Source organism: Streptomyces brasiliensis, from assembly GCF_014647875.1.
Lineage (GTDB): Bacteria > Actinomycetota > Actinomycetes > Streptomycetales > Streptomycetaceae > Streptomyces > Streptomyces brasiliensis.
The window spans coordinates 1-25,707 of the sequence record NZ_BMQA01000064.1; the positions used below are offsets into that span (position 1 = coordinate 1).

The 25,707-nt window shown below is 67.0% G+C and carries 19 protein-coding genes and 1 pseudogene; 8 read left to right on the plus strand and 12 right to left on the minus strand.

The window, feature by feature from the left end; translation table 11 throughout:
- The first annotated feature begins 303 nt into the window (after window positions 1-303).
- Window positions 304-1,530, plus strand: a complete 1,227-nt coding sequence (locus tag IEZ19_RS41495; protein WP_189316572.1) for a neutral zinc metallopeptidase — start codon at window positions 304-306, stop codon at window positions 1,528-1,530.
- Window positions 1,531-1,639: 109 nt separating this feature from the next.
- On the opposite strand, the gene IEZ19_RS41500 is transcribed toward IEZ19_RS41495, so the two are convergent.
- From IEZ19_RS41500 to IEZ19_RS41520, 5 genes and pseudogenes are all read right to left on the minus strand, one after another.
- Window positions 1,640-2,683, minus strand: coding sequence for a helix-turn-helix transcriptional regulator (locus tag IEZ19_RS41500; protein WP_189316573.1), 1,044 nt, complete (start codon window positions 2,681-2,683; stop codon window positions 1,640-1,642).
- A gap of 232 nt (window positions 2,684-2,915) precedes the next feature.
- Window positions 2,916-3,725: an ABC transporter ATP-binding protein gene (locus tag IEZ19_RS41505; RefSeq protein ID WP_189316574.1), complete on the minus strand. Its 810-nt coding sequence runs from the start codon at window positions 3,723-3,725 to the stop codon at window positions 2,916-2,918.
- Window positions 3,726-3,742: 17 nt separating this feature from the next.
- On the minus strand, window positions 3,743-5,455 hold the full coding sequence (locus tag IEZ19_RS41510) for an ABC transporter permease (RefSeq protein WP_189316575.1): 1,713 nt from the start codon (window positions 5,453-5,455) through the stop codon (window positions 3,743-3,745).
- Window positions 5,455-6,306, minus strand: a complete 852-nt coding sequence (locus IEZ19_RS41515) for an ABC transporter substrate-binding protein (RefSeq protein ID WP_189316576.1) — start codon at window positions 6,304-6,306, stop codon at window positions 5,455-5,457. Before IEZ19_RS41515 ends, IEZ19_RS41510 begins: the two co-directional genes overlap by 1 nt.
- A 551-nt stretch (window positions 6,307-6,857) precedes the next feature.
- Window positions 6,858-7,480, minus strand: a pseudogene (locus tag IEZ19_RS41520) (transposase); the annotation flags it as partial.
- Window positions 7,481-7,622: 142 nt separating this feature from the next.
- On the opposite strand from IEZ19_RS41520, the gene IEZ19_RS41525 reads away from it, so the two are divergent.
- On the plus strand, window positions 7,623-8,858 hold the full coding sequence (locus tag IEZ19_RS41525) for an MFS transporter (protein ID WP_229841453.1): 1,236 nt from the start codon (window positions 7,623-7,625) through the stop codon (window positions 8,856-8,858).
- A 135-nt stretch (window positions 8,859-8,993) separates the two neighbouring features.
- Here IEZ19_RS41525 and IEZ19_RS41530 read toward each other — a convergent pair whose 3' ends face one another.
- From IEZ19_RS41530 to IEZ19_RS41560, 7 genes are all read right to left on the minus strand, one after another.
- Window positions 8,994-9,836, minus strand: coding sequence for a vWA domain-containing protein (locus IEZ19_RS41530; protein ID WP_229841454.1), 843 nt, complete (start codon window positions 9,834-9,836; stop codon window positions 8,994-8,996).
- Between the two features lie 144 nt (window positions 9,837-9,980).
- Window positions 9,981-10,919, minus strand: coding sequence for an AAA family ATPase (locus IEZ19_RS41535; RefSeq protein WP_229841456.1), 939 nt, complete (start codon window positions 10,917-10,919; stop codon window positions 9,981-9,983).
- 42 nt (window positions 10,920-10,961) lie between these two features.
- Window positions 10,962-11,801 carry a mycofactocin-coupled SDR family oxidoreductase gene (locus IEZ19_RS41540; protein WP_189316579.1) on the minus strand — a complete coding sequence of 280 codons (840 nt, stop codon included), beginning with the start codon at window positions 11,799-11,801 and terminating at the stop codon, window positions 10,962-10,964.
- Between the two features lie 50 nt (window positions 11,802-11,851).
- Window positions 11,852-12,241 carry an SDR family oxidoreductase gene (locus IEZ19_RS51690; protein ID WP_308429069.1) on the minus strand — a complete coding sequence of 130 codons (390 nt, stop codon included), beginning with the start codon at window positions 12,239-12,241 and terminating at the stop codon, window positions 11,852-11,854.
- Between the two features lie 36 nt (window positions 12,242-12,277).
- Window positions 12,278-12,760, minus strand: coding sequence for a nuclear transport factor 2 family protein (locus tag IEZ19_RS41550; RefSeq protein WP_189316581.1), 483 nt, complete (start codon window positions 12,758-12,760; stop codon window positions 12,278-12,280).
- Window positions 12,761-13,308: 548 nt separating this feature from the next.
- A complete protein-coding gene (locus tag IEZ19_RS41555; RefSeq protein WP_189316582.1) occupies window positions 13,309-15,351 on the minus strand; it encodes a hydantoinase B/oxoprolinase family protein in 2,043 nt (680 codons plus the stop codon).
- Between the two features lie 11 nt (window positions 15,352-15,362).
- Window positions 15,363-17,426, minus strand: a complete 2,064-nt coding sequence (locus IEZ19_RS41560; protein WP_189316583.1) for a hydantoinase/oxoprolinase family protein — start codon at window positions 17,424-17,426, stop codon at window positions 15,363-15,365.
- Between the two features lie 1,128 nt (window positions 17,427-18,554).
- Between IEZ19_RS41560 and IEZ19_RS41565 the strand changes: the two genes are divergently transcribed.
- The 6 genes from IEZ19_RS41565 (at window position 18,555) to IEZ19_RS41590 (ending at window position 25,688) form a co-directional block, all read left to right on the plus strand.
- Window positions 18,555-19,898 carry an MmgE/PrpD family protein gene (locus tag IEZ19_RS41565; protein ID WP_189316584.1) on the plus strand — a complete coding sequence of 448 codons (1,344 nt, stop codon included), beginning with the start codon at window positions 18,555-18,557 and terminating at the stop codon, window positions 19,896-19,898.
- 353 nt (window positions 19,899-20,251) lie between these two features.
- On the plus strand, window positions 20,252-21,748 hold the full coding sequence (locus IEZ19_RS41570; protein ID WP_189316585.1) for an aldehyde dehydrogenase: 1,497 nt from the start codon (window positions 20,252-20,254) through the stop codon (window positions 21,746-21,748).
- 20 nt (window positions 21,749-21,768) lie between these two features.
- Window positions 21,769-22,926 carry a zinc-binding dehydrogenase gene (locus tag IEZ19_RS41575; RefSeq protein WP_189316586.1) on the plus strand — a complete coding sequence of 386 codons (1,158 nt, stop codon included), beginning with the start codon at window positions 21,769-21,771 and terminating at the stop codon, window positions 22,924-22,926.
- Entirely contained in the window at window positions 22,923-24,125 is a 1,203-nt protein-coding gene (locus IEZ19_RS41580) for a CaiB/BaiF CoA transferase family protein (protein ID WP_189316587.1), read from the plus strand. Before IEZ19_RS41575 ends, IEZ19_RS41580 begins: the two co-directional genes overlap by 4 nt.
- Before the next feature lie 16 nt (window positions 24,126-24,141).
- On the plus strand, window positions 24,142-24,540 hold the full coding sequence (locus IEZ19_RS41585; RefSeq protein ID WP_189316588.1) for a Zn-ribbon domain-containing OB-fold protein: 399 nt from the start codon (window positions 24,142-24,144) through the stop codon (window positions 24,538-24,540).
- A complete protein-coding gene (locus IEZ19_RS41590; RefSeq protein ID WP_189316589.1) occupies window positions 24,537-25,688 on the plus strand; it encodes a thiolase family protein in 1,152 nt (383 codons plus the stop codon). Before IEZ19_RS41585 ends, IEZ19_RS41590 begins: the two co-directional genes overlap by 4 nt.
- The last annotated feature ends 19 nt before the right edge of the window (window positions 25,689-25,707 follow it).

Below are 25,707 nucleotides of genomic sequence, written 5' to 3' on the forward strand. Positions count from 1 at the left end.
ATTCATCTCCTACATGACTCTCATCCTTTCGGTGTTCGTGGCACACGGTGCAGCTCTTCTGAGGGTGTCTCGTTGGGGTGAGTCACCACCGAAAGTGAGACAGGGCCGTTCATTTCACAGGCCCACAGTGGCAGCAGCTGAGGCGTGTGATGCGGTGAGTCGGGGCAGTCGGCGTACCCGGTGTCAGATTCCAGACATGCCGGTTTCCGACAGTGACGAACCGTTCTTGAACCAGTGGTGGGCCTTACAGACTGGGCGCCGCCCGGGGACACCCCCGCCGGGCACCCTGGAGAAGGAGACCCCGTGAAGAAGACCCTGTCTCTGGCGGCGGCGACCGTCGCGCTCGCCGCGGCCTGCGGCCTCTGCATCGCGATGCCCGCGCAGGCGGCTGACACGACAGCGCTCGACACCACCGTGGCGAGCCGGTTGCTCCAGTCGAACTTCAGCACCTCTGATCTGGATCCGCAGCACCAGGCCATCGTCGACCGCATCCTGGCGCAGCTGCCGGCCGACTGGGAGACGCGCCTCGACGCCGCCCGGGCCAAGTACGGTCTGAACGAGTCGCAGTGGCCCGAGATCCGCGACAGCGCGATCAACCCCGGCGACTATCAGTGCCAGCCGACCGACCTGAGCAGATACGCCAACTCCCTGCTGGCCGACGTCCAGGACCCCATCACCGTCTTGATCCTGTCCCTCTTCGGCGGCTTCGACTTGCCCACCTACGACGCCCTGATCTTCGGCAAGGAGTCGTCGTCGAACACCTTCGGCGCCCAGGGCGAGTACACGCAGCAGCTCAACTCCGAGATGAAGAACCTCAGGCGCTTTTGGGACATCGACTCGGCCGGTATCGAGCTGGTCCCGATGCACGGCGCCGACGTCTTCTCCGACCGCGACCGCATGTCCCGCACCCTCGCCGTGCTGTACGGGGGAACACCCGAGGACAACCTCGGCCTGGCCGACCTGTTTATAGAACTCGTGGACTCCGAGCCCTCGCTGAAGGGCGGCGCCAACCCGATCTTCACCTTCAACGCCTTCGCGTACAGCGAGAAGGGCGACCCGCAGCCGCTCGGCATCTCCGACCGCATCATCATGGGCGACGGAATCCTGCAGGGCATGACCGCGGTCAACCTGGGCGACGTCGCCCCGCGCGGCATCCTGGGCCACGAGTTCAGCCACCACGTCCAGTACCAGAAGAACCTCTTCGACAGCCCCCTCACCGGCCCCGAGGCCACGCGCCGCACCGAGCTCATGGCCGATGCCTTCGGCACGTACTACCTGACACACTCGCGCGGTGAGGCACTGAACGCGGCCCGGGTTCTCAAGTCCGAAAAGTCGTTCTACGAGGTCGGCGACTGCAGCTTCAGCAGCTCGGGCCACCACGGCACGCCCAACCAGCGTCTCAACTCGTCGACCTGGGCGGCGGGCGTGGCCAACGAGGAGCCGAACCAGGGGCACATCCTGCCTGCCCTGACCCTGGACCAGATGTTCGAGGCGAAGCTGCCCGACCTGGTCAAGCCCGACGCCGGCTGACGACCGGCCGACCGGAGGCCGTCGTCGTAGCCAGTCCCGCGACGGCACCTGAAGTCCCGTGTGGGGTGGGCCGGACCATGCAGCCGCCCACCCCACACGTCCAGTCGGCTCACAGCCAGCCGCGGCGACCCGCCTGCACGCCCAGCTGGAAGCGGGTCTTGGCGCCGAGCATCTCCTGCAGCCGGGCGATCCGGCGGGCGACCGTCCGCATGCTCACCCCGAGCTCCCGAGCGATCGACTGGTCGGTCAGCCCCGCACTGAGGTAGGCCAGCAACTGCCGTCCCTGCGCGGACGCCTCGCTCGTGACCGCCTCGCCGGACGAGGGCAGCGGCACCGCCGTGCGCCAGTACGACTCGAAGACCCCCACCAGCCCGTCGAGCAGCCCGGACGGCTGGACGACGACACTGTGATGCCCCCGCCGGTCCGGCGCGGCGACGAAGACCACCGCGAACCGCTCGTCGCACACGAGCACGTTCAGCGCCACATCGGGACACACCCGCGCCTGCTCACCGCGGTCGACACACTGGTATGCCAGATCCAGCGCCTTGGGGTCCCGCAGGATGTCGGCGCCGTACACCACGCGGTACGAGATCCCGCGGTCCAGGGCGTCGAGCGTGCCCGGCCCCACCTTCAACTCCTGATCGCCGCCGCCCACCGGCCCGATGCACAGCGCCCGCACCTGCGCCACGGCCTCCTCGTGGACCCGCGCCTGCACCGCCTCGCGCCGCTCGGACGTGTCGACCACCTCGACGTAGCTCGCCCCGGCCGTGTGGTCGAGCCAGTACCGGGACAGTGCCGTCGCGCTCTCGTGCGCGATCCGGGCCTGTCGCGCGCACCGTTCGGCCACCGACTCCAGCACGGCTCGCGGCGGCTGCGCGCTCAGCCGGCCGCCGGTGGCCGACACCAGCCCGAGCCCGCCGAGTTCGGCGACCGCGTCCCGCAGCCCGTCCAGCGGCAGCCCGGTCGGCGCCATCCGGGCCGTAAGCCCGGCCAGCGCCTGCGGACCGTGCTCCACCAGTAAGAGATACGCGGCCTCCGCCGTGGCCGACAGGCCGAGTGCCTGCAACGACCCCCGCAGCCGCCCGGCCCACGCCGGCAAGGCTCTTCGCCCGCGCTCTCCGCCCCGCTCTTCCACCGCGTTGATGACGTGCAAGTGACCCTCCAATGGCATTCCGGAGTTCCACTGATTCAGCGTCGGAGAACCGGCCGACGTCACCGAGGACGACCTCAATGAGCCACAGGCGCAATTTACCGTCATCTTCGCTTCTACGGCACAACCCATTCCCTCCCCCTATAACTCGCCATATACGGCAGCTGTGCCGATTCTCAGACGACTGTCACTCCCCCACTGACAGCGGCATGCAAACTTGCGTCCCGCAGCCGGCTCAGTGTCTGATCTGGGTCAGCACCTTCGTGCGGAGCTCGGCGAATGTCGGCTGGGCCCGTGTCGTGATCTGATCCCGCGGGTGCGCCAGCGGCACGTCGACCACCTCCACGACCGAACTGGGGGACCCGCCCAGCACGACCACACGGTCGGCCAGATAGACGGCCTCGTCGATGTCGTGGGTCACGAACAGCACCGTGACACCCAACTCCGACCGCAACCGGAGGAGCAGGTCCTCCAGGTCGAACCGCGTCTGGGCGTCCAGCGAGGCGAACGGCTCGTCCATGAGGAGGATCTCGGGTTGGTACGCGATCGCCCGCGCGATGGCGGCGCGTTGCTGCATGCCGCCCGAGAGCTGCCACGGATACTTCTTGGCGACCTCCGCGAGGCCCACCTCCGCCAACGCGGCGGCAACCCTGCGGAACCGCTCACTGCGGGGGATGCGCGACCCGCGAAGCGGCAGCATGACGTTGCGCTCGACGGAGAGCCACGGCATCAGCGAACGCGTGTAATCCTGGAATACGAGCCCCATCTCCTGCGGCGGTCCGTCGATGCGACGGCCATCGAGCATCGCACTCCCGGCGGTCGGCGGGAGCAGGCCCGAGAGGCAGCGCAGGAGCGTGGTCTTGCCGATCCCCGACGGCCCGACGATGCAGACGAACTCGCTGGGCGCGACATGGAATGAGAGGTCGCGGATGACCTCCCGCGCCGTCGCGCCGGCACCGTAGGTCATCCCCAGGCCGCGCACGGAGAGCCTGTTCGCAATCTCGCCGCGCACTGAGGTCGGGTCGGGATCGATCGTTGCGGTCATGGAAGCGGCCCTTTTCGTCAGTTGGTCTTGCCCGCGGCTCGCGAGCCGTCGTACCAGGAGAGGACGCGGCCACGCACGAGCCGGAACGAGAGGTTCACGGCCACCCCGACGATCGCCAGCAGGACAACGCCCGCCCACATGTCGGTGAACCGGAAGTACTGCTGGGCCATGATGACCTGTGCTCCGATGCCCTGGGGTGCGCCCATGAGCTCGGAGGCGACCATCACGACCAGCGCCGCCACGATGCTCAGCTCGATCCCCGTCATGATCCGGGGCGCCGCCGAGGGCAGCTGCACGGAGACGAGCCGCTGCACCCGGCCGACCCGGTAAGAGCGCGTCACGTCGAGCACGGTGGAGTCGATGCTCCGAATCCCGTCGACCGTCGCCAACAGCACCGGGAAGAGTGCGCCGAGGGAGATCGCGGCGATCCGCATCCCGCCGCCGAACCCCAGCACCGAGATGAGGAGCGGCAGGTAGGCGATGGCCGGGATGGCCCGGAAGAAGGAGATGAGCGGACTCGTCATCGCGTGGAGCCAGCGCAGCTCCGCGATCACCACACCGAGCGCGATGCCCGCGACGATCGCGATCGCCAGGCCGACGACGAGGTTGCGCAGACTCGGGATCGCGTCCGACGAGAAGCTCGACGAGAACCAAATCGTGCGGAAGCTGCTGAGGATGTCGGAGGCGGCCGGCGTGTAGGGATCCGTCGAGCCCGACGACGCGAACCACCAGACGGCGAGCAGCGCGAGCGGGGTGACCACCGCGACGACGCGCAGGGCCGCGGTGGCCCGAGCACTACCACGCCGCGTCGAGCCGCGTCGGAGAGCGGAGCCGAGCCGGCGTACGACGCGCCGGCTCCGTGCCGCGACGAGCACTGAGTCGACACGGTCGAGCAGGGGCCACCACCGCTCGAACCTCGGGCCGCGCGCCGTCACGGGACGGGAGGAGTCGACGCCGTGCGGACGTTGGGCACGGACCGAGACGTGCCAGTGGATCACGCGACGCTCGCCCAGGGTCAGCAGTGCGTTCAAGGCGATCCCGAGGACGCCCAGAGCGATCACGTAGCCGAATACGGTCTCGAGGTAGCCCTGCTGGCGGTAGGTCTCGAGGTCGTGGCCCAGGCCCGGCGCGCCGCCAACGATCCCGGCCAGCACGGCGACCACCAGTGCGATCGCCGCGCTGACTCGGAGACCCGTCGCGATGAAGGGCACCGCGTTCGGCACCACCACTCGCCAGGTCCGGGCGATCGACCCGAGACGGTAGGACCGTGCGACGTCGAGCATGACCGGGTCCGCGTCCCGCGCACCCGCGAGGGTCGTCACGATGAGTTGCGGGACCAGTGTGAAGACGATGAGCACCACCGCCATGCCGCTCGTAGTTCCCAGATGCAGGACGACGATCGGCAGGATGATGACGGCTGGGATCGACTTCGTGACCTCGATCAGGACCCTCGTCGCGTTGTAGCCGAGCGGGCTGAGCCCGACGTACAGGCCGAGGGGGACGCCGACGGCGACCGAGATCGCGAAGCCGGCGACCACCTCGGTCATGGTCGAGCCGACAGCGCCCCAGAATCCGCTCTCGGTGACGATCCGGCTCAGGGCACGGAGGGTGCCGGTGGCGTACGGCAGGTTGGTGTTCCGCATCGGCCCACCCGCCAGCCACTGCCACAAGGCCAGGAAGATCAGGGCTCCGGCCACCGGAAGTCCCGCGCGGGACAGGCGGGAGCGCATCACCGAATGCCGATGACCGACGTCAGGTCGGGCATCTTCTTGATGTAGCCGAGCTTCAGCAGCGTTCCGGCGACGGGCGTGATGTCGCGGTCGAGGACCACGTCGTCGTTGACCGAGACGCCCGGCCCGCTCTTGATCGCCGCCAGCGAGGCCTTCGTCTTGTCCGCCACGAGCTGGTCGATCTCGTCCGGGTGAGCCCTGGCGTACTCGTTCACCTCGAGGATCGCTTCGTGGAACGTCTGCATCGCGCCGTGCTTCGCGTCGAGGTCCTTCGCGGCGGTCACCCACACGTTGAAGTTGGCACCCGGCTTGAAAAGCGCCAGCGAGGGAGAGAGAGCGCGCTGGTAGCCGAGAGACTCGAGCTGGCTGGTGAAGGGCGATGTCACGGTGGCGGCATCCAGCTTGCCGGCCTGGAGCTGTTGCAGCATCGTGGGCTGGTCCAGCACCGCCCAGTTGATCTTGGCCGGGTCCCCGCCGTCGGCGGAGACCGCCGCGGCGACGCCGATCTCACTCTGGGTGCCGCGCCCCGCGACGCCGACCTTCATCCCGGCGAGGTCCTTGGCCGACGAGATGGTGTTGCCCTTGGCCGCGTACACGCCGACGTAGTCCACCTTGGCCGGCGGGAGGGACAGAGCGTTGGCCGGGATGCTCAGGTTCGGCCCGACGACCCTGAGCTGAACGCCCTGCTCCGCGGTTGTCACGATGTTGTTGATCGGGACCGACGTGATGTCGGCCGAGCCTCCCAGGACCGCCGTGATCGCGGTGGGCGGCGACGACACGTCCGACTCCTCGACCTTGAGGCAGTGCTTCGCGAAGATGCCCGACTGCTCGCCCAGGAGGATCCCGGCCATCGGCCGACCCAAGGAGAGCGACGCGTTGAGGGTGGTCATCTTCGAGCAGCCCGACGCCGCCTCGGCACTGCTCGACGAGTCCGATTTTGTGTTGTGCGCCGAGGCTGTTGCTTCCTTGGACTCCGACGAGCACGACGAGACAGCGAGCATCGTTGAAGCCAGCAGTGCAAGAGAGCCCCTTAGGGCAATCCGACGACGCATGCCACTCCTTGTTCGCTAGCGGGAGCGCGACCCTGTCGCCTCCCTGACCCGGACTTCACATGGCGTGGGGACGGTGAGCGTGTATGTAACGTCCACTACACGAACAGTGACGGCTGTCACTGCTGAGCGCAAGGGGCCGGTCGGAAATACCTGAACCCGTTCGGCTCCCCGAGGTCACCATGGGCTGGATCACCGACGACGGCTTGCACGAGGGCTACCTGGTCCCCGAGTTCCGTGACGGCGCACGGGGTCGAGGAGTCATCGCAGGCGGGGTACCACTCGACCAAGGCGTCTGCTGCAGGGTTGGGTGACAGGTTCAGTCTCGCGGCCCGATGGGCCGGGACGGTCATGACGGTCCCGAATTCGACGGGGGTCGGCCGGCCGAGCGAGGCTTGTCTCCGGCGCCGGTGGGTAGGTCCTCTCGAGGTCACGACCGCGATCCGCAGTTCCTGACGGGTGGCCCACGAACGGCGGTCGAGGACGTTCTTCTTCAGCAGACTGAAGAAGGACTCCATGGCCGCGTTGTCGCCTGCCGCCCCGCCCCTCCCTGTCGAACCGGCCATACCGTGACCGTTGAGTGCCCGGACGAATTTCCGTGACCGGAACTGCGAATGCACCCAGCAACGCTCTGACGCCGGGCAACAGCGTTGTCCAGGGCGGTGACGGCCAGGCGGGACTTCATCCGCGCGTCGATGGAATAGCCCACGATCCTCTTGCTGAAGACGTCCTTGATCGCACAGAGATACAACTTCCCTTCGCCCGTGGCATGTTCGGTGATGTCCGCCAGCCACAGCCGGTTCCGGCCATCCGCGGTGAAGTCACGGCGGACCAGGTCGTAGTGCACCGGCGGACCGGCCTTCTTGATCTTGCCGCGTTTCCCCCCGAAGACGCTCCACCAGCGGTTGTCCCGGCAGATCCGCCACGCGGTCCGGTCGGCCATGACCGACCTCGCGCCGCGGGCTTCATCGGCCAGGACAGCACCGCGGCGGCGAACCGGTAGAACAGCCGAATCAGCACGGTCCCCCATCACCGCAGGTCCGGGCCCGTGACTGAGTTTCGGAAGTACTACACTCCCCCTGCCACGCGCGACGTGATCCCGGGAGGTTCCGGTCCCCGTGCACAATCGCTACACCCAACTCGTTCTCATTGCCCTGCTCCAGGTCCTGAGCATGGCGATGTGGTTCTCCGCTTCTGCCGTGGTCCCAGCGCTGCGCACCGCATGGCACATCGACGACAGCCACACGGTGTGGCTCACGTCCTCGGTACAAGTGGGCTTCGTCCTCGGAGCGATTCTCTCTGCCGTCCTCAACCTGCCCGACCGATTCGCCCCGCACCGCCTGGCTGCGGCAAGCGCACTCGGCGCGGCCGCGGCCACCCTCGCCCTGCCGGCGTTTGCCCACGGTCTGCCGACCGCAGTTGCATGCCGCCTGCTCGTAGGCGTCTGCCTGGCTGGCGTATACCCGGTCGGCATGAAACTGATGGCCTCGTGGTTCCCCAGCACCGACCGCGGGCTCGCTCTCGGCGTCCTCGTCGCCTCCCTGACCCTGGGATCCGCACTGCCTCAGTTGATCAATGGTCTGCCGGGTCTGCCCTGGCAAGCAGTACTGACCACGGCTGGCACCCTGGGGATCATCGCCGCAGTCTTGGCCGCCTTGCTGGTACGCCCCGGCCCACATCTATCGGCAGGAACCCGGCCCAGGCCCCGCTACGCCATTGAGATGTTCCGACACCGGGGCCCACTGCTGGCGAACCTCGGCTACTTCGGTCACATGTGGGAGCTCTACGCCTGGTGGACGTGGCTGCCTACCTTCATGCTGGCCAGCGCCACCCACGGCGCAGCACAGGCACCGTCGCGACTCGCCCTCGGGCTCGGGGCCTTCACCGCGATCGGAGTCGCCGGCGCGGTCGGCTGCCTCATCGGCGGATGGGCTGCCGACCGCTTCGGTCGTCCGCAGGCCGCAGGCACAGCGCTGGCTATCAGCAGCCTGTGCTGCGCCGCCTCGCCGCTCATATTTCAGGCGTCCTGGCCCCTGCTGCTGGCGGTCCTGTCTCTGTGGGGCGCGGCAGCGGTCGCTGACTCAGCAGTCTTCTCCACCGTTCTCAGCGAAGTTGCCGACCAGAGGTACACCGGCACCGCGCTCACCGTCCAAACCGCGGTCGGCTATCTGCTGACGGTCGTGTCCATCAACGGGATTTCCGCGCTGGCAGACAGCATCGGTTGGCAGTACGTGTTTCTCCTTCTCGCGCCCGGACCAGCCCTTGGCGCCCTTGCCATGCGCGCTCTGGCCCGTCGAACACCGCACACATCGGCTGCACAGAGCGTGGTGGGCGACTTCTCGTCGCCCACCTAGCCCGTCGAATCCGCGCAGTGCAGAAAGCTCGCTGCAAGCGGGCACTGCTTACCGGGCTCCTCCATTGCACTCTGTCCGGTCGTCGTCCACAGGTCGGTGAGGTCGTCCTGCCAGTTCTGGTGATGCATGCCCGGCTCAGTCGCGGAAGATCCGGCTGACCGCAGGCGCGATGTCACGGTGCCCGCGTATGACCTGCATAGTTCCCCGACCGACTCGAGCGAGGTCGCGACCGAGCTCGATGTCCTTCTCACCGGTCACGTCGAGAAGGACATCCACCCGGGGCAGCGCAGCTGCCAGCGGACGCGGATCCGGTCCTGCGTTGTGCACGCAGTCCGACAGCAGCAGGACGCGGGAGTCCCGCTCGGGCGCGCGGGCTAGTTGCTGCGCTGCGAGCTGCAGCGGGAACGCCACGTTGGTCAGACCGCGCGGCGTGATGCGCAAAAGGTGATCGAGCAGGTCGAGCGGCCGTACCTGGTCTCCGAGACGGCACAGGATCGCTGCGTCCGACCAGAAGGCGATGACCGCGAGCTTGTCTCGCGTCAGGGCGCCGGCGAGTGCGCCGACTGTTGCCGCGGCCATGTTGATCCGCTCGCCACGGGTCGACCCGGACACGTCGACGGCGAGAACCACCGAGCGCGTGGCACGTACCCGGTCGCGAACGATGATGTCGGAGTCCTCCGGTATGGGCTTGTCGGCGAGCCGTTCGAGCGTGGCGTCGAGATCGAGGTCGTCGGCCGCCCCTGTGTAAGGCATGCTCATCAGTTCGCCTTGCCCCCGCCGTATCGCGTTCGGCACGGTCGGGCGAGGAAGTACGAGTAGCGCGGCGATTTGCCGGGCCAAGTCACGTACGGCCGGCGCCACGGACATCTGCTGTTCGAGTTCGGCAACGGCGATGTTGCGGGCGCGCTCGTCGGTGAACGTGGTCGCGCCGCCTGGCGGCAGCGGCCGGCCAAGGTCTGCTGATCCACCGACCCGCATACCGATACCGCCTGCTGATCCGGACATGTCGTAGGCCGTCGGCGGTTCGGTCAGCTCCTTCGGCCGCCGTTTCAACGGTCGACCGCGGTTCGTGTCCTGCCGAGTCGTGCGCCGCTCGAGCGAGCCGTCGGCTGCGATCTCTCTTCAAGTGGCGCCGGCGTAAGCCGCGGGCTCGAGCATGAACCGGTCTTCCCAGATCTCGCGGAGTACCCGCTCAGGGGTCGTCTCGGCCGCTTCGTCGAGTCGGATCCGCCCGGACAGCGCGACCATCATCGCGTCCAGGACCACGGCGGCGTACGGCTCGTCCGGACGCTGCCCTTGCGGAGTTACTCCCCGAAGGGCAAGCAATGCCTTAAGGATGAGCGCGCAGTCGATGGCTCCCCGCACGCTGCTTCCCTGGCGCACACTCGGGTGCGTGCGGGTGGCTCGCGTGACCGCGACGGCATCTGCTGCGAGCGGCTGCGCACCGGCGTCGGACAACCCCGCACGGAGGATGACGATCCGCTCTTCCTCGGCGGCCTCCTGGTAGTCGACGACAATCCGGTTGAGCCGGTCACTGATACTGGTCGACAGCCGCGTGGTGCCGACGGCGTCGTAGGGATTCATCGACGCGATGACGCGAAAGGTCTGCTTCGCGGTGATCATTCCGACGCGGGGAATCGCGATCGCGCGGTCGGCCATCGCCGCCAGCAGGGTGTTGAGGGTATCCTCCGGCGCGCGGTTGAATTCCTCGACGTAGAGGAATCCGCCTTCTTCCATTGCCTCGACCAGCGGGCCGGGCACGAAGTTTTCCGGGCTGTAGTCCTCGCGCAGCACCCGAGCGGGGTTGTGGTGCCCGATCAGCTTGGCTGGGGTCAGGTCGCCGTTGCCCTCGACGAACAACAGCGGGATGTCCCACTCGGCAGTGATCGCCTTGAGCATCGTCGTTTTGCTCGTTCCGGGAGGCCCCTCGAGTACCGGGTCCCGCCCGGCGGCAACGGTCGCGAGCGCGAGCTCCAGCTCATGCTCGCGACCGACCACTTCGGACAGCACTCGAATGTGGACGCTCGCAACTTCGTCGTGGGACTGCTGGTCGCCGTGCACGATTCTCGCTTTCCTCACTCGAATGCTGTCTGGTGCGCAGGTTCAGTGCTTGAGCATGGAGCCCGCGTCGACTCGGACCTCCAGGCCCGTGACGTAGCGGGCCTCGTCCGACGCCAGCCACAGGACGGCGTTGGAGATGTCGCGGGCGTCGACCCACGGCACCGGGAGCGAGTTGAGGGCCTCGAAGCGCGGGCGCAGGATCTCCTTGGTCCGCTGCTCCTCGGGCAGGTCCGGCGCGAAGAGGTTGTAGGTGCCTTGGTTGTGGATCATGTGGGTGTCCACGTTCGTGGGGTGGACGCTGTTCGCGCGGATGTTGTCCTTCGCCAGCTCCACGGCGGCGCTGCGCATGATGCCGACCGTGCCGTGCTTGGAGACCACGTAGTGACCGATCGTCGGAAGCGCCCACAGGCCGGCGGTGGAGCTCGTGATGATGATCGAGCCGCTGCCGTTCGCGCGCAGCGCCGGGATCGAGGCCTGGACGGTGTTCCACACACCGGTCAGGTTGACCGCGATCATCTCGTCCCACTTCTGCGTGTCGATGTCCTCGATAAGACCGAAGCTGAAGATGCCTGCGTTGGCCACGACGATGTCGAGGTGACCGAGCTGGGCCACGCCCTTCTCGACCGCCTTCTTCAGAGCTGCTGCGTTACGGACGTCGGCCTGGGTGGCAACGATGCGACGGTCCAGGGCCTCGACCTCCTTGACGGTCTGCGCCAGATCCTCGGGCGTGGCCATCTGGTAGGGCACGCTGTCCATCTGCTGGCAGATGTCGATCGCGATGATGTCGGCGCCTTCCTCGGCGAGCCGGACGGCGTGGCTCCGGCCCTGTCCGCGCGCCGCGCCGGTGATGAACGCAACCTTGCCCTCGAGACGTCCTGCCATTGTTCGTACCTGCCGTTCCTCTACTCGGTGCCGCGTTGCGGCCTCTCGGATCAGATGAGGGAGTTGCCGCCGTCGACCGGCAGCGGGACACCGGTGATGTACTTCGCCTCATCGGAGGCGAGGAACAGGACGGCGTGGGTGATGTCACTGGGCTCGACCCACGGGATGGGCAGGGCCATCGCGGCCTGGGAGGACGCGGCGAACTCTTCCTTCGACGCCCCGGACTTGCCCGCGAACAGGTCGTAGGTGGCCTGGTTCTGGATCATGTCGGTGTTTATCTGGTACGGGTGGACACTGTTCACGCTCCGCGGCCGCGAGAGCTGCGGGAATCGTCGCCACCCCGGGATGGAATGTCCCATGTGTGTCCTCCTGAGCACGGGCATGCAACAGTGCGCTGTTGGCGAAGGCAGCACCGCAGCAGGTGTCGCGCGCGATCGCATCTGCGCCACTCGCGGCAGCCTCCGGGCTCAGCCCTCTCAGGCCGACACCGAGAAAGGGACTTCGGTTCCATGAATCGGCTTCCAGCCGGGCAGAGGGGTGAAGTAGTGCAGTTCGAAGCGTCGTTCGACAATGCCCCATCGCCCGTTTCGGCGTTCGAACCGATCTCGGTACACGCCCCCCACCTGTGTCGGCCCACTCTCGACGTTTGCGACAAGGCAGTCCAGTGCGCTGGTTGCGGTCGCTTCGTCGCTATCGATGTCGATCAGGATGTTGGACATCCAATGGTGCATGTGTGGGCTTTGCGCCCAGAGCAAGTGCGCGGCGGCCACAATGCCCTCAATTCCGGAGAAATCGCCGAACGGCTCGCCGAGTGCGAGCAACGCACCCTCGTGCCAGATTCCCCTGAGCATCTCCACATCGTGACCGTCGAACGCGTAGGCGTATTCTGAGATCAAACGCTCGATCGCAATACGGCTCTCGATCGCGTCAAGGCGCGTCTGTATTTCGTGTGCGCTCATGATGACTCCCTTTGGGCCAGCTGTATTCATCAGTGATGAGATCGGGCATGCTGGTGATTACGTATCCCGTATGCACCTATCTCGCCGCGAGCGCTCACTGGCATCGGCCAGGTTTCTCGATCGGCCAAGGCCGATCGAGAAACGTGGCTTGCAGTTGGAGGGCTCGCCCAGGCTGCGCCTCGGACAGTTCAGCAGCCTCCGTCTCCGGCTCCGCTCTATCCAGCCGGTGTATCCCCGCTGTCCAGCTGGGTGCGGCTTGCGCGTTCGGCGGGCGAGGCTGGCCAGTCGTAGGCCACAGCACGAAACGGCGGCCAACTGTCCGCGGTACTGGGCCGCTCCACCGCGATGACGTGCAGGCACTCCTGGCACGTGAGCGTGATGCGAGGCCCGAGATGGTTGGCGATCTGGTAGCGGGCTACCTCTGTGCTCGCGCACTGTGGGCAGACCTTGTTGGGGACCAGGGGCCGGTCAGCGTAGACCTGGTCGACGTCAGGGTGTGGGTAGAGGATTCGATCGATCCATTCAGCCATCATGGATATCCTTTTGACCTAGGAGTTGACGGTGGTTCGGCCCGTTCTGAGCGCCCTGGCGCGTAGCTGGGCGAGGTCGTCCGTCGTCCTTGGCCAGCTCCGGTAGTGAGCGGGCGGGGGCGCCCATCCGGATTCACCTGCACCACGCAGCTCGGCCCGCAATCGCTCGGTGGCGGCCTCATCGACGATCAGTGATCCGGGCTCGATGACGACGCCGTATCCGTCGAGGGCGAAGTCGAGGGAGACCAGTTCGTTCCAGACATCCCGGCGCACCAGTTCGGGGTCGCGGTCGAGCGGGCTGCCGTAGCCGCCGCCTGCTGCCTGGTAGCAGACGATGATCTTGCCCTTGTGCAGCTCATGCGCGCTGAGTTTCAGCGTCTGGGCCTTGCCCGCGCCCCAGCCAGCTCCCGGGGTGGGCTGACCACCGTCGCCGAAGCAGCCCGCGATCGCTTCCACATGGTCGAGCGGCAGCAGGCCGTTCCATTGGGTGAACCCACCGGCATCGTCGATGTTGAGTTCCATCAGGTACGTCGACATGCCGGGCCCCCCACCACGCAGGCCCGCGGATGGGAACCGGCCGGTGTCGAGCAGGAACGAGAGCACCGTATCGTCGGAGCGGCTTTCGAAGGCGACGAACGCTGGGAAGCCGGAACGGAACTTGCCGGCCCCAGCCGCGTCGATCGAGGCGCTGATACCGCGCAGCAACATCGGGGTGTCGCGTTCGAGGTACTCAACATTGGTGAAGGAGGTGCTGAAGATCGGCGAGGTGTTGTGGCTGATGCCGTCTCCGGTGGGCGTCCCGCCCCAGGAGCCGCCTGAGCACGTCACCCCACCGAACGGCTGGCTGTCGTGGCCGTGGCGCTGATCTGTACCGTTGTAGACGACCGAGCCGGTTGATCCACTATCCGGGGCGACGGCCCGGTCCGGAAGCATCTGTCCGAAGATCTTGAGCATCAGGCTCGCGCCCTTGGCCCCCACTTCGGTGTGCATGCTCTGACTCGTGGGCGGCAGTCCCATGACGAGGGAGCCGGGCGGCGCGACGACGTGGAACGGTCGCATTGCACCCGCGTTCATCGGGTGCCGCGGGTCAAGTGTCACCTTGGGCCCGACGAGACAGCGATTGGTCTCTTCCCAGCAAGTAGTCGTCGCTGCGCGGGCCTGACTGTCCGTGCCGGAGAAGTCGATTTCCACGTGTGTGCCTCCCACACGGGCACTGGCCTGCATCCGCAGTGGCTGCCCGGCGGTGTTCGAACCGTCGTCGTCCAGCAGGACCGCCGCCGAGTACGTACCGTCGGGCACAGCCGAGATCGCCTGACGCATCCGGCGTTCGGCAAGATCCAGGGTGTAAGCGCATCCGGACTTGACGCGCTTGACACCGTACGAGTCGACCAGTTGCCGCAGATGGCGCTCACCGACGCGGAGCGTCCCGAACAGTGCTCGAATGTCGCCCAGGGCGTGCATCGGAGTCCGCACGTTCTCGAGGATCAAGTTGATCGTGGACCGCACGGGTACATCACCGGAGGTGATGAGCGTGGGCGGAATCCGCAGCCCCTCCTCGAACATCGAAGTGGCCTGACTGTTGAACCCTCCGGGCACGGGTCCGCCGATGTCGGTCAAGTGCGAGGCGTCGCTGAGCACGAAGGCGAGCTCGCCATCGACGAACACCGGGCGGATCAGGTTGATGTCCGGGAAGTGGATCGAACCGCGCCACGGGTCGTTGCACACCAGGGTGTCGCCCGGACCGAGGTTCTCCAAACCCCATTCGTCGAGGACCATGTTGACCATGTGCTGGTGGGTGAACGCGAAGTGCGTACAGCCCTCGGTCACGGCCACCATCTCGGTGCTTCCATCGGGATTCACGTTATGCACGCTTACGCCGAAGTCCAGAACTTCGCGCACCACGTTGGAGAACGCGCCGCGCATGAGGGTGGTGCGCATGTGCCGTGACGCCTCGATGAGTCCGGCGCGTATCGTCTCTGCGGTGGTCAGATCCAACCCGTAGGTCTTTTCGACGTCAGGGGCGCTGAGGAAGAATTCGCTGGCGAATTCGTGCTTGTCCATATCAGGCTCCCTCACCACTGGATCGTGATCGTTGCGTGTGCGTCGACATGGGCCTGGCAGCCGGGCTCGACGAGGATCGTGCCGAGTTCGTCGTCGATGACCGCAGGGCCGTCGATCCGGTTGCCCGCGAGGAGTTCACTGCGAGCGAAGAAAGGGACGTCGGCGTACTTGCGTCCGCCGAAGATGGCCGCACCGCGTGCTTTCACGGCGGTGGCCACCGGCTCGGCGCAGCCTGTGGTGATTTTCGGCAGCTTCAGATCAGGTGCTGGGCCATGCCCGGTGACCGCAGTTGTGGTGACGCTGACCCCTAGCTCGGGCGCGGCATAGCCGTATACGTGGTCGTAGTGCTCGTCCGTGGCCTGACGGATGCCGTCGAGGGTGGCCTGGTCGATCGGGCCGTTCGGGACGGGCAGCCGGTTGTCCCAGCTCTGGCCGGCGTACATGACGTAGATCGAGCGCTCGAGTTCCACCTGTGAAGGGTCGACGCCCTGACGCACGAGGTCTGCCGTGGCGCGCTGTTCCAGGTCGGCGTACCGCATGGCCAGAGTTTCCGGGTCGATCTGGGCGAGTGAGCGCATCTCCGGGGTCACGTGCTCGACCTTCGGACGGCTGGTGAGCATGCCGAACGCCGAGAAGCCACCTGGGAAGTACGGGACGACGACACGGCGCATTCCATGTCCACGAGCAGTGGCGACGGCGTGCAGAGGGCCGGCTCCGCCGTAGGCGAACAGGGCGTAGTTGCGGACGTCCAGGGCTCGGTCGAAGGCCTTGGCGCGCGTGGCGTTGACGATGTCGCGATTCACGAGGTCGTAGGCGGCCTGGGCGACGTTTTCGGGTGTGGTCTCGAGCCTGTTGGCGAGGGGTTCGAAGGCGGCCAGCGCGGCTTCACGGTCGAGGTCCATGGCACCGCCGAGGAACAGCGAGGGTTCGACGTATCCGAGCAAGACGTAGCAGTCGGTCACGGTGGGCTCGGTGCCGCCGCGGCCGTAGGCGGCCGGGCCGGGGACCGCGCCTGCGCTCTCGGGGCCTACGGTGAGCGTACCGAAGTCATCGACTCGGATGATGCTTCCGCCGCCGGCGCCGATGGACGTGACATCCACCGTGGCCACACCCAGCGGCATGCCCTGGTCGGCCTCCCAATTGTCGGTGACCAGTGCGCGGCCGTTTGCGACGAAACCGATGTCGGTGCTTGTGCCACCGATATCGACGCAGACGAGAGAGGCGTCGTCCAACGCTGCTCCGGCGTAGAACTCGGCGCCGAGGATGCCCGCTACCGGGCCGGAGCCCATGGTGAGAGCGGGAAAGTCCTCGATGGTGCTGTCCAGAGTCCGCAGACCGCCGCTCATCTGCATGATCTGCAGATCGCCGGAGTATCCCGCGTCGCGCATCCTTCCGCGCAGGTTCCGCAGGTACGTGGTTATCGCAGGGCCGGCGTAGGCGTCCAGCACGACGGAGAACGTGCGCTTGTACTCACCGGCACGAGCCTGAATGGACGACACCTGCACGTAGGCATCCGGGAGTAGCTCGTTCACGAGCCTGCTCAGGGCCTTCTCGTGCGCGTCGTCCGCATAGGCATTGATCAGGCAGATCGCGACAGATTCGATGCCTTCATCGCGCAAGAACTCGATGTCTTCCCGCGCTTGGTCCAAGTCGAGCGCCTCGTGCACGGTACCGTCGTCGAGCAACCGCTCGGCGATCTCCCGGCGGTAGCGTCGGTGAACGAGAGGACGATCCTGGTGCGGACGGATCCACTGCGGGTCGTAAAGATCGTCTCCATCCGGCCGGTACAGCTGACCTACGTCGAGAAGATCCCGGAAGCCTGACGTGCACAGCAGCCCGGTCTTGGCGCCGGAGCGGGTGAGAACGGCATTGAGGCCGACGGTTGCACCGTGATGGAAGCCCACGATGTCCGCAGGGTCCAGGTCGAATGTTCTCAGGAGGTTCACCACGCCGGTGGACTGGTCTTCAGGCGTGGTGGACACCTTGGTGCGCAGTAGTTCCCCGGTGTCCAAATCAAGTGCGACGCCGTCGGTGAATGTCCCACCGACGTCTACGCCCAGGCGAAATCGACGCATACCATCTCCTACGGGGTCTTGGCAGCCCCATCGATCACGGAAAGATCGCGGTCTTCTCCACCGCGATGGACGCTGAACGCAGGCACACACCGACCCTTGATCGCCGCCCGTGAAATCAAGGCCGGCCAGTGGCGATGCGCTGTGGTTGTTGCAGCAGTGAAGACGTCACCGAGGTCTCTGCGAGCTGGACCGCATGAGGCTGAATGGCAACGGAACCTCACCTCGGACACGCAGCGGAACTCGGCGCAGCTGTCACTCCGTTTAGGCGCTGGATCGCCACCTGGAGGTGCGATCGCTCTCGTTGGGCGGTTCGCGGCGGAAGTCGCGCCCGTCGTTGCCTGGTCGCCCGGCTGCTGTGGCAGGCCATCGGTACGGGCATATCACTGTCCCTGGTGCGCGGGGTGTGTGGGCCGAGCGGGACGGGATGGCAGCGGGCGGCTCTCGTACGTTGCGCGTGCTGTTTTGTTCACGCGTATTTGACCGTATGAATTTTTCGACAGTCTGCGAGCGGGCTGCCGGGCTGTCAACCCTTCATGCAGAGATCCGCGGCGACGCTACGGCAGTGACGGCTGCATAAGAGCAGGAGAGTCCAGGCGTGAACGTCCGCACGGGCGAGCGAGCGAGCGAGGGGCCGTGGCCATCCCGGAGGGTTGACGGACCCCGATATTGGGACGTACAAATTACTGGTCCCCGTCCGTTGCCGCACCGGTCCACACCCCGCTCAGGGTTGGCAGCCGTGGTGTCCCTCGCAGGTTCCTCGAAGAGCGTCAGCATGCTCCGCCTCTCGACGGCATCACCGTCGTCGGCTCAGCAGGTCGTCGCCGCCCAGTTCCCCTCCCCCATCACCCCCTTCGGCCACTAACGGCTCTCGGTGCGCGGTCCATCACCTCCCCCGACCCGGTGAATGGCGACGCCGGTACAGGGGAGGGCCTGGCGGGCCGGCGGTCTACGGGGCGCCCAGGCCGGCTGCCTCAGGTCGGCCCGACGTGAAGGCGCCGATCTCCGGTGACGGGCGGCCGCACTGAACTCTGTCGCGATGCGGCGCCGTGTGAAGAACGATCAGGTTCATGAGAGGCGACTTTTGATGCGAGATAGCTGGATTGATCCACTGGCTGGGGACGGTGCGGCATGACGAGCGTGATAGAACGCCTTGGCGCGTTCGCCGCCGGGGTGACACTCGACCGGCTGCCGGCCGCAGTCGTCTCACGTGCTCAGGACTGCCTCGTGCACGCGCTGGTCATCGGCGCGGCCGGGGTCGATGCGGGGTTCGGCGAGACGGCGGAGGCCGCCCTCGGCGCCGCAGTCGGCACCGAAGCCCACCTGCTCGCGTCCGGCAGGACCGCGGCCCCGCAGCTTGCCGCCTTCGCCAACAGCGCACTGTTGCATGCCCGTGCCCAGGAGGACACACATGGCACATTCCATCCCGGGGTGGCGACGATTCCCGCAGCTCTCGCAGCCGCGGAGGCCGAACGGGTTGACGGGGCCACGTTCCTGTCCGCAGTGGTGGCCGGCTACGAGGTGGGGACGGCGATCTCCGATCCCCTGACCGAGCTGACCACACCGCCATTCCGGGCGACTGGCCTGTTCGGCCCGCTGGCCGCCGCGGCGGCAGTGGGCCGTGTCCTCGCCCTCGACGCACGGCAGCTCACGTCGGCTCTGGGGCTGGCGTCGGGGTTCGCAGGAGGCAGTAGTGAGGCGTTCGCCGCAGGCACCGACGAATGGCACTACCAGCCCGGGGTGGCCGCCTTGAACGGTCTGCTTGCCGCGCAGCTGGCCAGGGCGGGAGCGCAGGGATCGCTGCTTGCGATGGAAGGCGAGGCCGGCTTCCTGGACTGCTTCGTCCGGGGGCAGGCGCCGTCGCCGGATGAGCTGGCGGTCGACCTCGGCAGCCGCTGGCGGATCCTGGACGTCACCTTCAAGCCCTACCCGATCTGCGCGTTCAATCAGACACCAGCGTTGGTCGTGGCGCAGCTTGCCACCACGCACGGCATCAGTCCGGCCGACGTGGCGTCGCTGGTGGTACGCATGAACGAACGTGAGGCCACCTACCCGGGGGTGGGGTACAGCGGGCCCTTCCGGGAAGTGGCGCAGACGCTGATGAGCGTGCGCTTCGGCGTCGCCGCCGCTCTGGTAGATGGGCACATCGACTACGCGGCCCTGACCCGCTTCGACGACCCGACGCTGCTCCACCTGGTCGAGCGGATCGACATCATTCCCGAGCCGGGCCGCCCGCCCAAGACGGCGGCCGCGACGCTCACGCTCATCGACGGCCGGGAGATCCGCATGGCGATCGAGGACTCTGCGAAGGAGCTGTCCTGGGACTCGGCGGGGGTACGGGACAACGCCCGACGGCTGCGGCTGGAGACACACCTCACCGAGGAGGGACTCAAGGCGCTGTTCACGGCCGTCGAAGCCCTGCCCGAGGCACGCAGCCTGGACAGACTGCTCGAAGCCGTCCTCCCACCCAGTTGAACATCCGAACAAATAAAGCATGCTGACGCTTTCTCAGAGGGCGTTAGATACCTATTGACTTCGGTAGCCCCGCCAAATAGCGTGAGATTTGTACGTACGAATTTTCAGTCCGGGTGGAGAACCCCTTCATCCGACCGGGCCGGAGTGATGCCGCGATGCGCAGGGCTGGTGGTCGGGCGCACATAGGTACGCATCGCCGTGGAGCCCTCGAACTGCCGTCCCGCTCCACGAGCCCTCGCGCGGGCGTCGCCTTGAGGCCCGTGCCAACGACAGGGAAGCTGCGGTCGAGTGGCCGAACGCTCATAACACAGGACAGCACGAACGCGGTCACGCCGCGGAAGGTGGATCTTGGGATGACACGCAACGCAGCCGGTGAAGTCACGTACCGGCAGATGTACATCGGCGGCAAGTGGGTGGACGCCGAGACGGGGGAGACATTCGAGTCCGTCGACCCGTTCACCGGGCAGGTGTGGGCGAAGGCTCCGCTTGGCGGGCCTGCTGACGTTCGTAAGGCGGTGCAGGCGGCGACCGACGCACTGAGCGGGCCATGGGGCACCATGTCCGCCTCGGCGAGGGGTAACCTCATCCGGCGCCTCGGTCAGCTCATAGCTGAGCACACGGATGAACTCGCCACCATCGAGAGCACGGACAACGGCAAGGTCATCCGCGAGACGCGGGGCCAGATGGCGGGTCTTCCGGCCACCTACGAGTACTTCGCCGGAGCCGCCGACAAGATCCAGGGCTCGACGATCCCCTCCCCGCACACCAACTTCTTCACCTACACCCGCCGGGAACCGATCGGCGTCGTGGCCGCGATCTTGCCCTGGAACAGCCCTCTGTACTTGCTGGCCAGCAAGCTCGCACCGGCGCTGGCGGCAGGGTGCACGTTTGTGGCGAAACCGGCCGAGCAGACGCCGATGTCCACGCTGAAGTTTGCTGAACTCGTCGCGGAAGCGGGATTCCCCGACGGTGTGTTCAACGTCGTGACTGGCGCTGGCGAGACCGGCGCTGCGCTGTCCGCCGACCCAGGGGTGGCGAAGGTAACCTTCACGGGCTCTACGGCCACTGGCACGGCTGTGATGAAGGCCGCGGCCGATCACATCACGGACGTCACCCTCGAGCTCGGCGGCAAGTCCCCCAACATCGTCTTCGCCGACACCGACATCGCGGACGCGATGAACGGGGTCATGGCCGGCATCTTCGCCGCGACGGGGCAGACCTGCATCGCCGGCAGCCGGCTGCTCGTAGCCAGGGAGATCCACGACGAGCTGATCGGCAGGCTGGCCGAACGGATCAAGACGATCAAGCTCGGTGACCCGCTCGACATGGCCACCGAGGTGGGGCCCATCGCCTTCAGCGAGCAGCTGGACAAGGTGCGCTCGTATGTGGACATCGGCGTCGGCGAGGGCGCCACGCTGGTGTCCGGCGGACGCAAGCCGACCGAGGGCGACCTGCGCGACGGGTACTTCTTTGAGCCCACGATCCTCACCGGCGTGCACAACAACATGCGTGTCGCCCGAGAGGAAATCTTTGGGCCGGTGCTGTCGGTCATCCCCTTCGACAGCGAAGAGGAAGCCGTCCGGATCGCCAACGACACCGCTTACGGCCTGGCCGCCGCGGTGTGGACGCGTGACATCCAGCGCGCGCACCGCGTCGCACACCAGCTCAACGCCGGGTCCATCTGGATCAATTCCTACCGCGTGCTCGCCTACAACGTGCCCTACGGCGGCTTCCGGCAGAGCGGAATCGGTCGAGAGAACGGACTCGAGGGCCTGGACAGCTACCTGCAGACGAAGTCGATCTGGGTTGAGCTGACCGGCGCGAGCCGCGACCCGTTCAAGCTCGGCTGATCAACCAAGGAGTGATGCACATGTCGATCGACACTTTTCCCAAGACCTGCCGGGCCGCGGTACTCACCGCGCACGGAGAACCCTTGGAAATCCGAGAGCTGCCTGTCCCCAGCGAGCTGGAGCCCGGCGCGCTGCTCGTCAAGATCGAGGCCGCCACGGTCTGCGGCTCCGACCTGCACCTGTGGGACGGGTCACTGGCCGGCAGCCAAGCCCTTGACCTGCCGGTGATCCCTGGGCACGAGATGGTCGGCTCCGTCGTCCGGATCGGTGAGGGCGCGGACCGCGACACCTTTGGCCAGCCGCTGCGGCTGGGAGACCGGATCTGCTTCACCCACGCGTCGTGCAACCAGTGCGAGCACTGCCGCCTGGACAACCAGCCGACGCTGTGTGCCAACCGGCAGTACTACATGTTCACCAGTTGTGCCGAGGCCCCCTACCTCGTGGGTGGATTCGCTGAGTACTGCTACGTCTTCCCGAACTCGGGACGGGTCAAGGTGCCGGACGAGGTGCCCACCGAATGGGCCTCGGCCGCCAGTTGTGCCCTGCGGACGGTGGTGCACTCCTTCGACCGGGTCGGCCGGATCAACCCGTGGGAGACCGTGGTCATCCAAGGATCGGGACCCCTCGGACTGTTCGCCACCGCGCTCGCCGACCACCTCGGCGCCGAACGGGTCATCACCATCGGCGCCCCCGAGGACCGGCTGAAGATCGCCACGGCCTTCGGTGCCACCGACATTGTGTCCATAGCCAGCGCCTCCGAACCGCAGGACCGCATCGACGCCGTACGGGAACTGCTCGGCGGCCGGGGCGCCGACCTCGTCTTCGAATTCTCCGGAGCCCGGACAGCCTTCACCGAAGGACTCGGCATGATCAAGGAAGGCGGCCGGTACATGGTCACCGGCCAGATCGACGGACCGGGCAAGGAAGTACCGGTGCGACCGGGATTCATCACCCGCCAGCAGCTGACCATCATGGGCACTTGGTCCGGCCACATCGCCGAGTACCGCAAGGCACTGCGGTTCATGAAGAACACGCGGCACCGCTACGACTTCGGGACACTCGTGCCCAACCGCTACTCGCTGGAAGAGGCCACAGACGCGCTGACCCGGATGCGCGCGCAGCAGGACATCAAGCCCGTGCTCATCCCGCACGCACCGGTGAGCCAGGAGTCAGCATGAGGCCGTTGGACGGGCTCGTCGTCCTCGAGATGGGGCAGTACATCGCGGCACCGTACTGCGCCATGATGCTCGCCGACCTCGGCGCCGACGTCATCAAGATCGAACGCCCTGGCAAGGGTGACCCGCGGCGCTCCTACGATCCCTTGATCGAGGACGAGAACGGCCGGCTCAGCGGAGGCTTCCTGAGCTACAACCGCAATAAGCGGTCGGTCACTCTCGACCTTGCCACGCACGAGGGCCAGACCCTCTACAAGCGCCTGGCCGCCAAGGCCGATGTCATCATCGAAAACCTGCGCCCCGGCGCGGTCGACCGGCTCGGCATCGGCTACGACGCACTTCGCCAGGCCAACCCCGCCCTCATCTACTGCGCGATCAGCGGCTACGGTCGCTCGCCCCGCCGGCGCGGTGTCTACGCCGACCGGCCCGCCTTCGACACCGCCATCCAGGCGATGGCCGGCCTCATGGCCATCACCGGCGAACCCGGCGGGCCACCCCTGCCCACCATCACCGGCTTCGCCGACCTCTTCACCGCCGTGCACGCCGCCTGCTCGGTGCTCGCGTCCCTCCAGGGCAGGGCCCACACCGGACGCGGCACCTTCGTCGACCAGAGCATGTACGACTCCACGGCCTCGCTGATCGAGCGGGAGCTGATGCTGTGGGACTTCACCCGTCAAGAACGTCGTCGCGGCGTGGACGGCTATGCCCCCCTCGGCTGCCTGGAAACCAGCGACGGGCACATAGCCCTGATCATCCCCACAGATGAGATGTGGCGCCGTATGTGCAGAGCCATCGACCGCGAGGACCTTCTGAACCATCCGAAGCTCGATTCGGTCCTGGCCCGGGCCGAGAACTTCTCGACGTTGGTCCGGCCCGAGGCAGAACGCTGGACACGCTCGCGCACACGTCAGGAGGTCGTCAGCCATTTCTCGGAGTGCGGACTCCCGGCCGGTGTGGTGCAGACGATCCCCGAGGTCTACGACTGCCCCCACCTGGCAGCACGGGACATGTTCCTCGACGTCCACGATGCGCACGCCGGGAAGCGGCGCATGATCCGCACTCCTGCGCTGCTGGACGGCTATGAACTCCCGCGACCCGCGTCCGCTCCTCAGCTGGGCGCGGACAACGACGACGTGCTTCGGCAGATGGCAGACGCCACCCCGCACGACCTCATGCGCTGGCGGCAAGCCGGTGTCATCTGAAAGTGAAGGTACCCCTATGACCCAGGCCGCTGTGTCCTTGCGCCCAGACGTTTTCACCACCGACCCGCCCACCCTTCTCGCCTCCTGGTGCACCGGCTGCCGCACCAAGGCCTTCCCGCCCCGCGACATCTGCCCCTCGTGCGGATCCATCAGCGACGACCGGGTCCCCCTGTCGCGCCACGGTGAGATCTACTCCTACGCCGTCGTACGCCAGGCGCCGTCAGGCCTGGCTACCCCGTATGTCCTTGCATACGTCGACCTGCCCGAGGACGAGGTCCGTGTGATGTCGCGGGTCGATGGCTTCGAGCCGGACGCGGTGCGCATCGGAGCGGCCGTAAGGCTGGGGGCACGCCCCGTGGACGACGCCGGAGACGGATCGGTCATGTTCGTCTTCCGTGCTGAGGAGGCGTCATGACACTGGGCGCAGTGCACGTCGCCGGCGCCGGAATGATCCGGTTCGGCAAGCATCCGCGCGAGGTGACGCTCGAGACCATGGGAGCGAACGCCGCGCGCGACGCGATGAACGATGCTGGGGTCACATCCGCCGACATCGAGGCCATGTACGTGGGGCACGTCTTCGGCGGCCCCGTTGCGGGTCAGCGGATCGGCGCCCGCATCGGCCTGGCCGGCAAGCCGGTGAGCAACCACGAGAACTACTGCTCCAGCGGCGCCACCGCGTTGCGGGAGGCATGGATCGCCGTTGGCGCGGGTCTATACGACCTCGTGCTCGTCATCGGCGTGGAAAAGATGACCGACCGGATCAAGGGTGGTGTGCAGCCCGATCCGGGCGATCTCGACGCGGCCTCCGGCTTCATCTTCGCCGCCGGGCACGCCCTCAGCGCCCGCCGCTACATGTCCGACTACGGCGCAACCCGCGAGCAGATAGCGATGGTTGCCGTCAAGAACCACGCCCACTCGGTGATGAACCCCTACGCCCACTACCAGAAGCCGGTCGCGCTGGAGGAGGTACTCACAGCCCGCCCCATCGCGGAACCCCTTGGCCTCCTGGACTGCTCACCCATCAGTGACGGCGCGGCCGCTGTGATCGTCGCCAGCCCGGCAGGCCTGCGGAAACTCGGCATCGCCACGGCGCCCCGGATCGCCGGCTGCGCACTGGTGAGCGGAACCGTGCAGAGCGGGCTCGGCGACGTGAACGAAGAAGATGTGTCACGGCGCGCGGGCGAAGAGATCTACCGACTGTCCGCACTAGGAGCAGAAGACATCGACTTCGTGGAGATGCACGACTGCTTCACCATCGCCGAGATCGTGAGGCTGGAGGGCCTCGGGCTGCTGCCACGCGGGGAAGGAGCACGACTGACCGAGGCCGGGCATACGAGCCTGGGCGGCAGCATGCCGGTCAACCCCAGCGGTGGCCTGCTCTCCCGCGGGCACCCAGTGGGTGCCACCGGCGTGGCCCAGATCTGTGAACTGTTCTGGCAGCTGACCGGTCGCGCCGGCGGCCGGCAGGTCGAGAACGCGTCAACAGGACTGGCCTACTGCAAGGGCGGTTCCGTCAGTGGCACGGACGGGGCCTCTGTCACCACCGTCGTCATGACTCGCTGACCTGTTGGGGCCGGCCGCA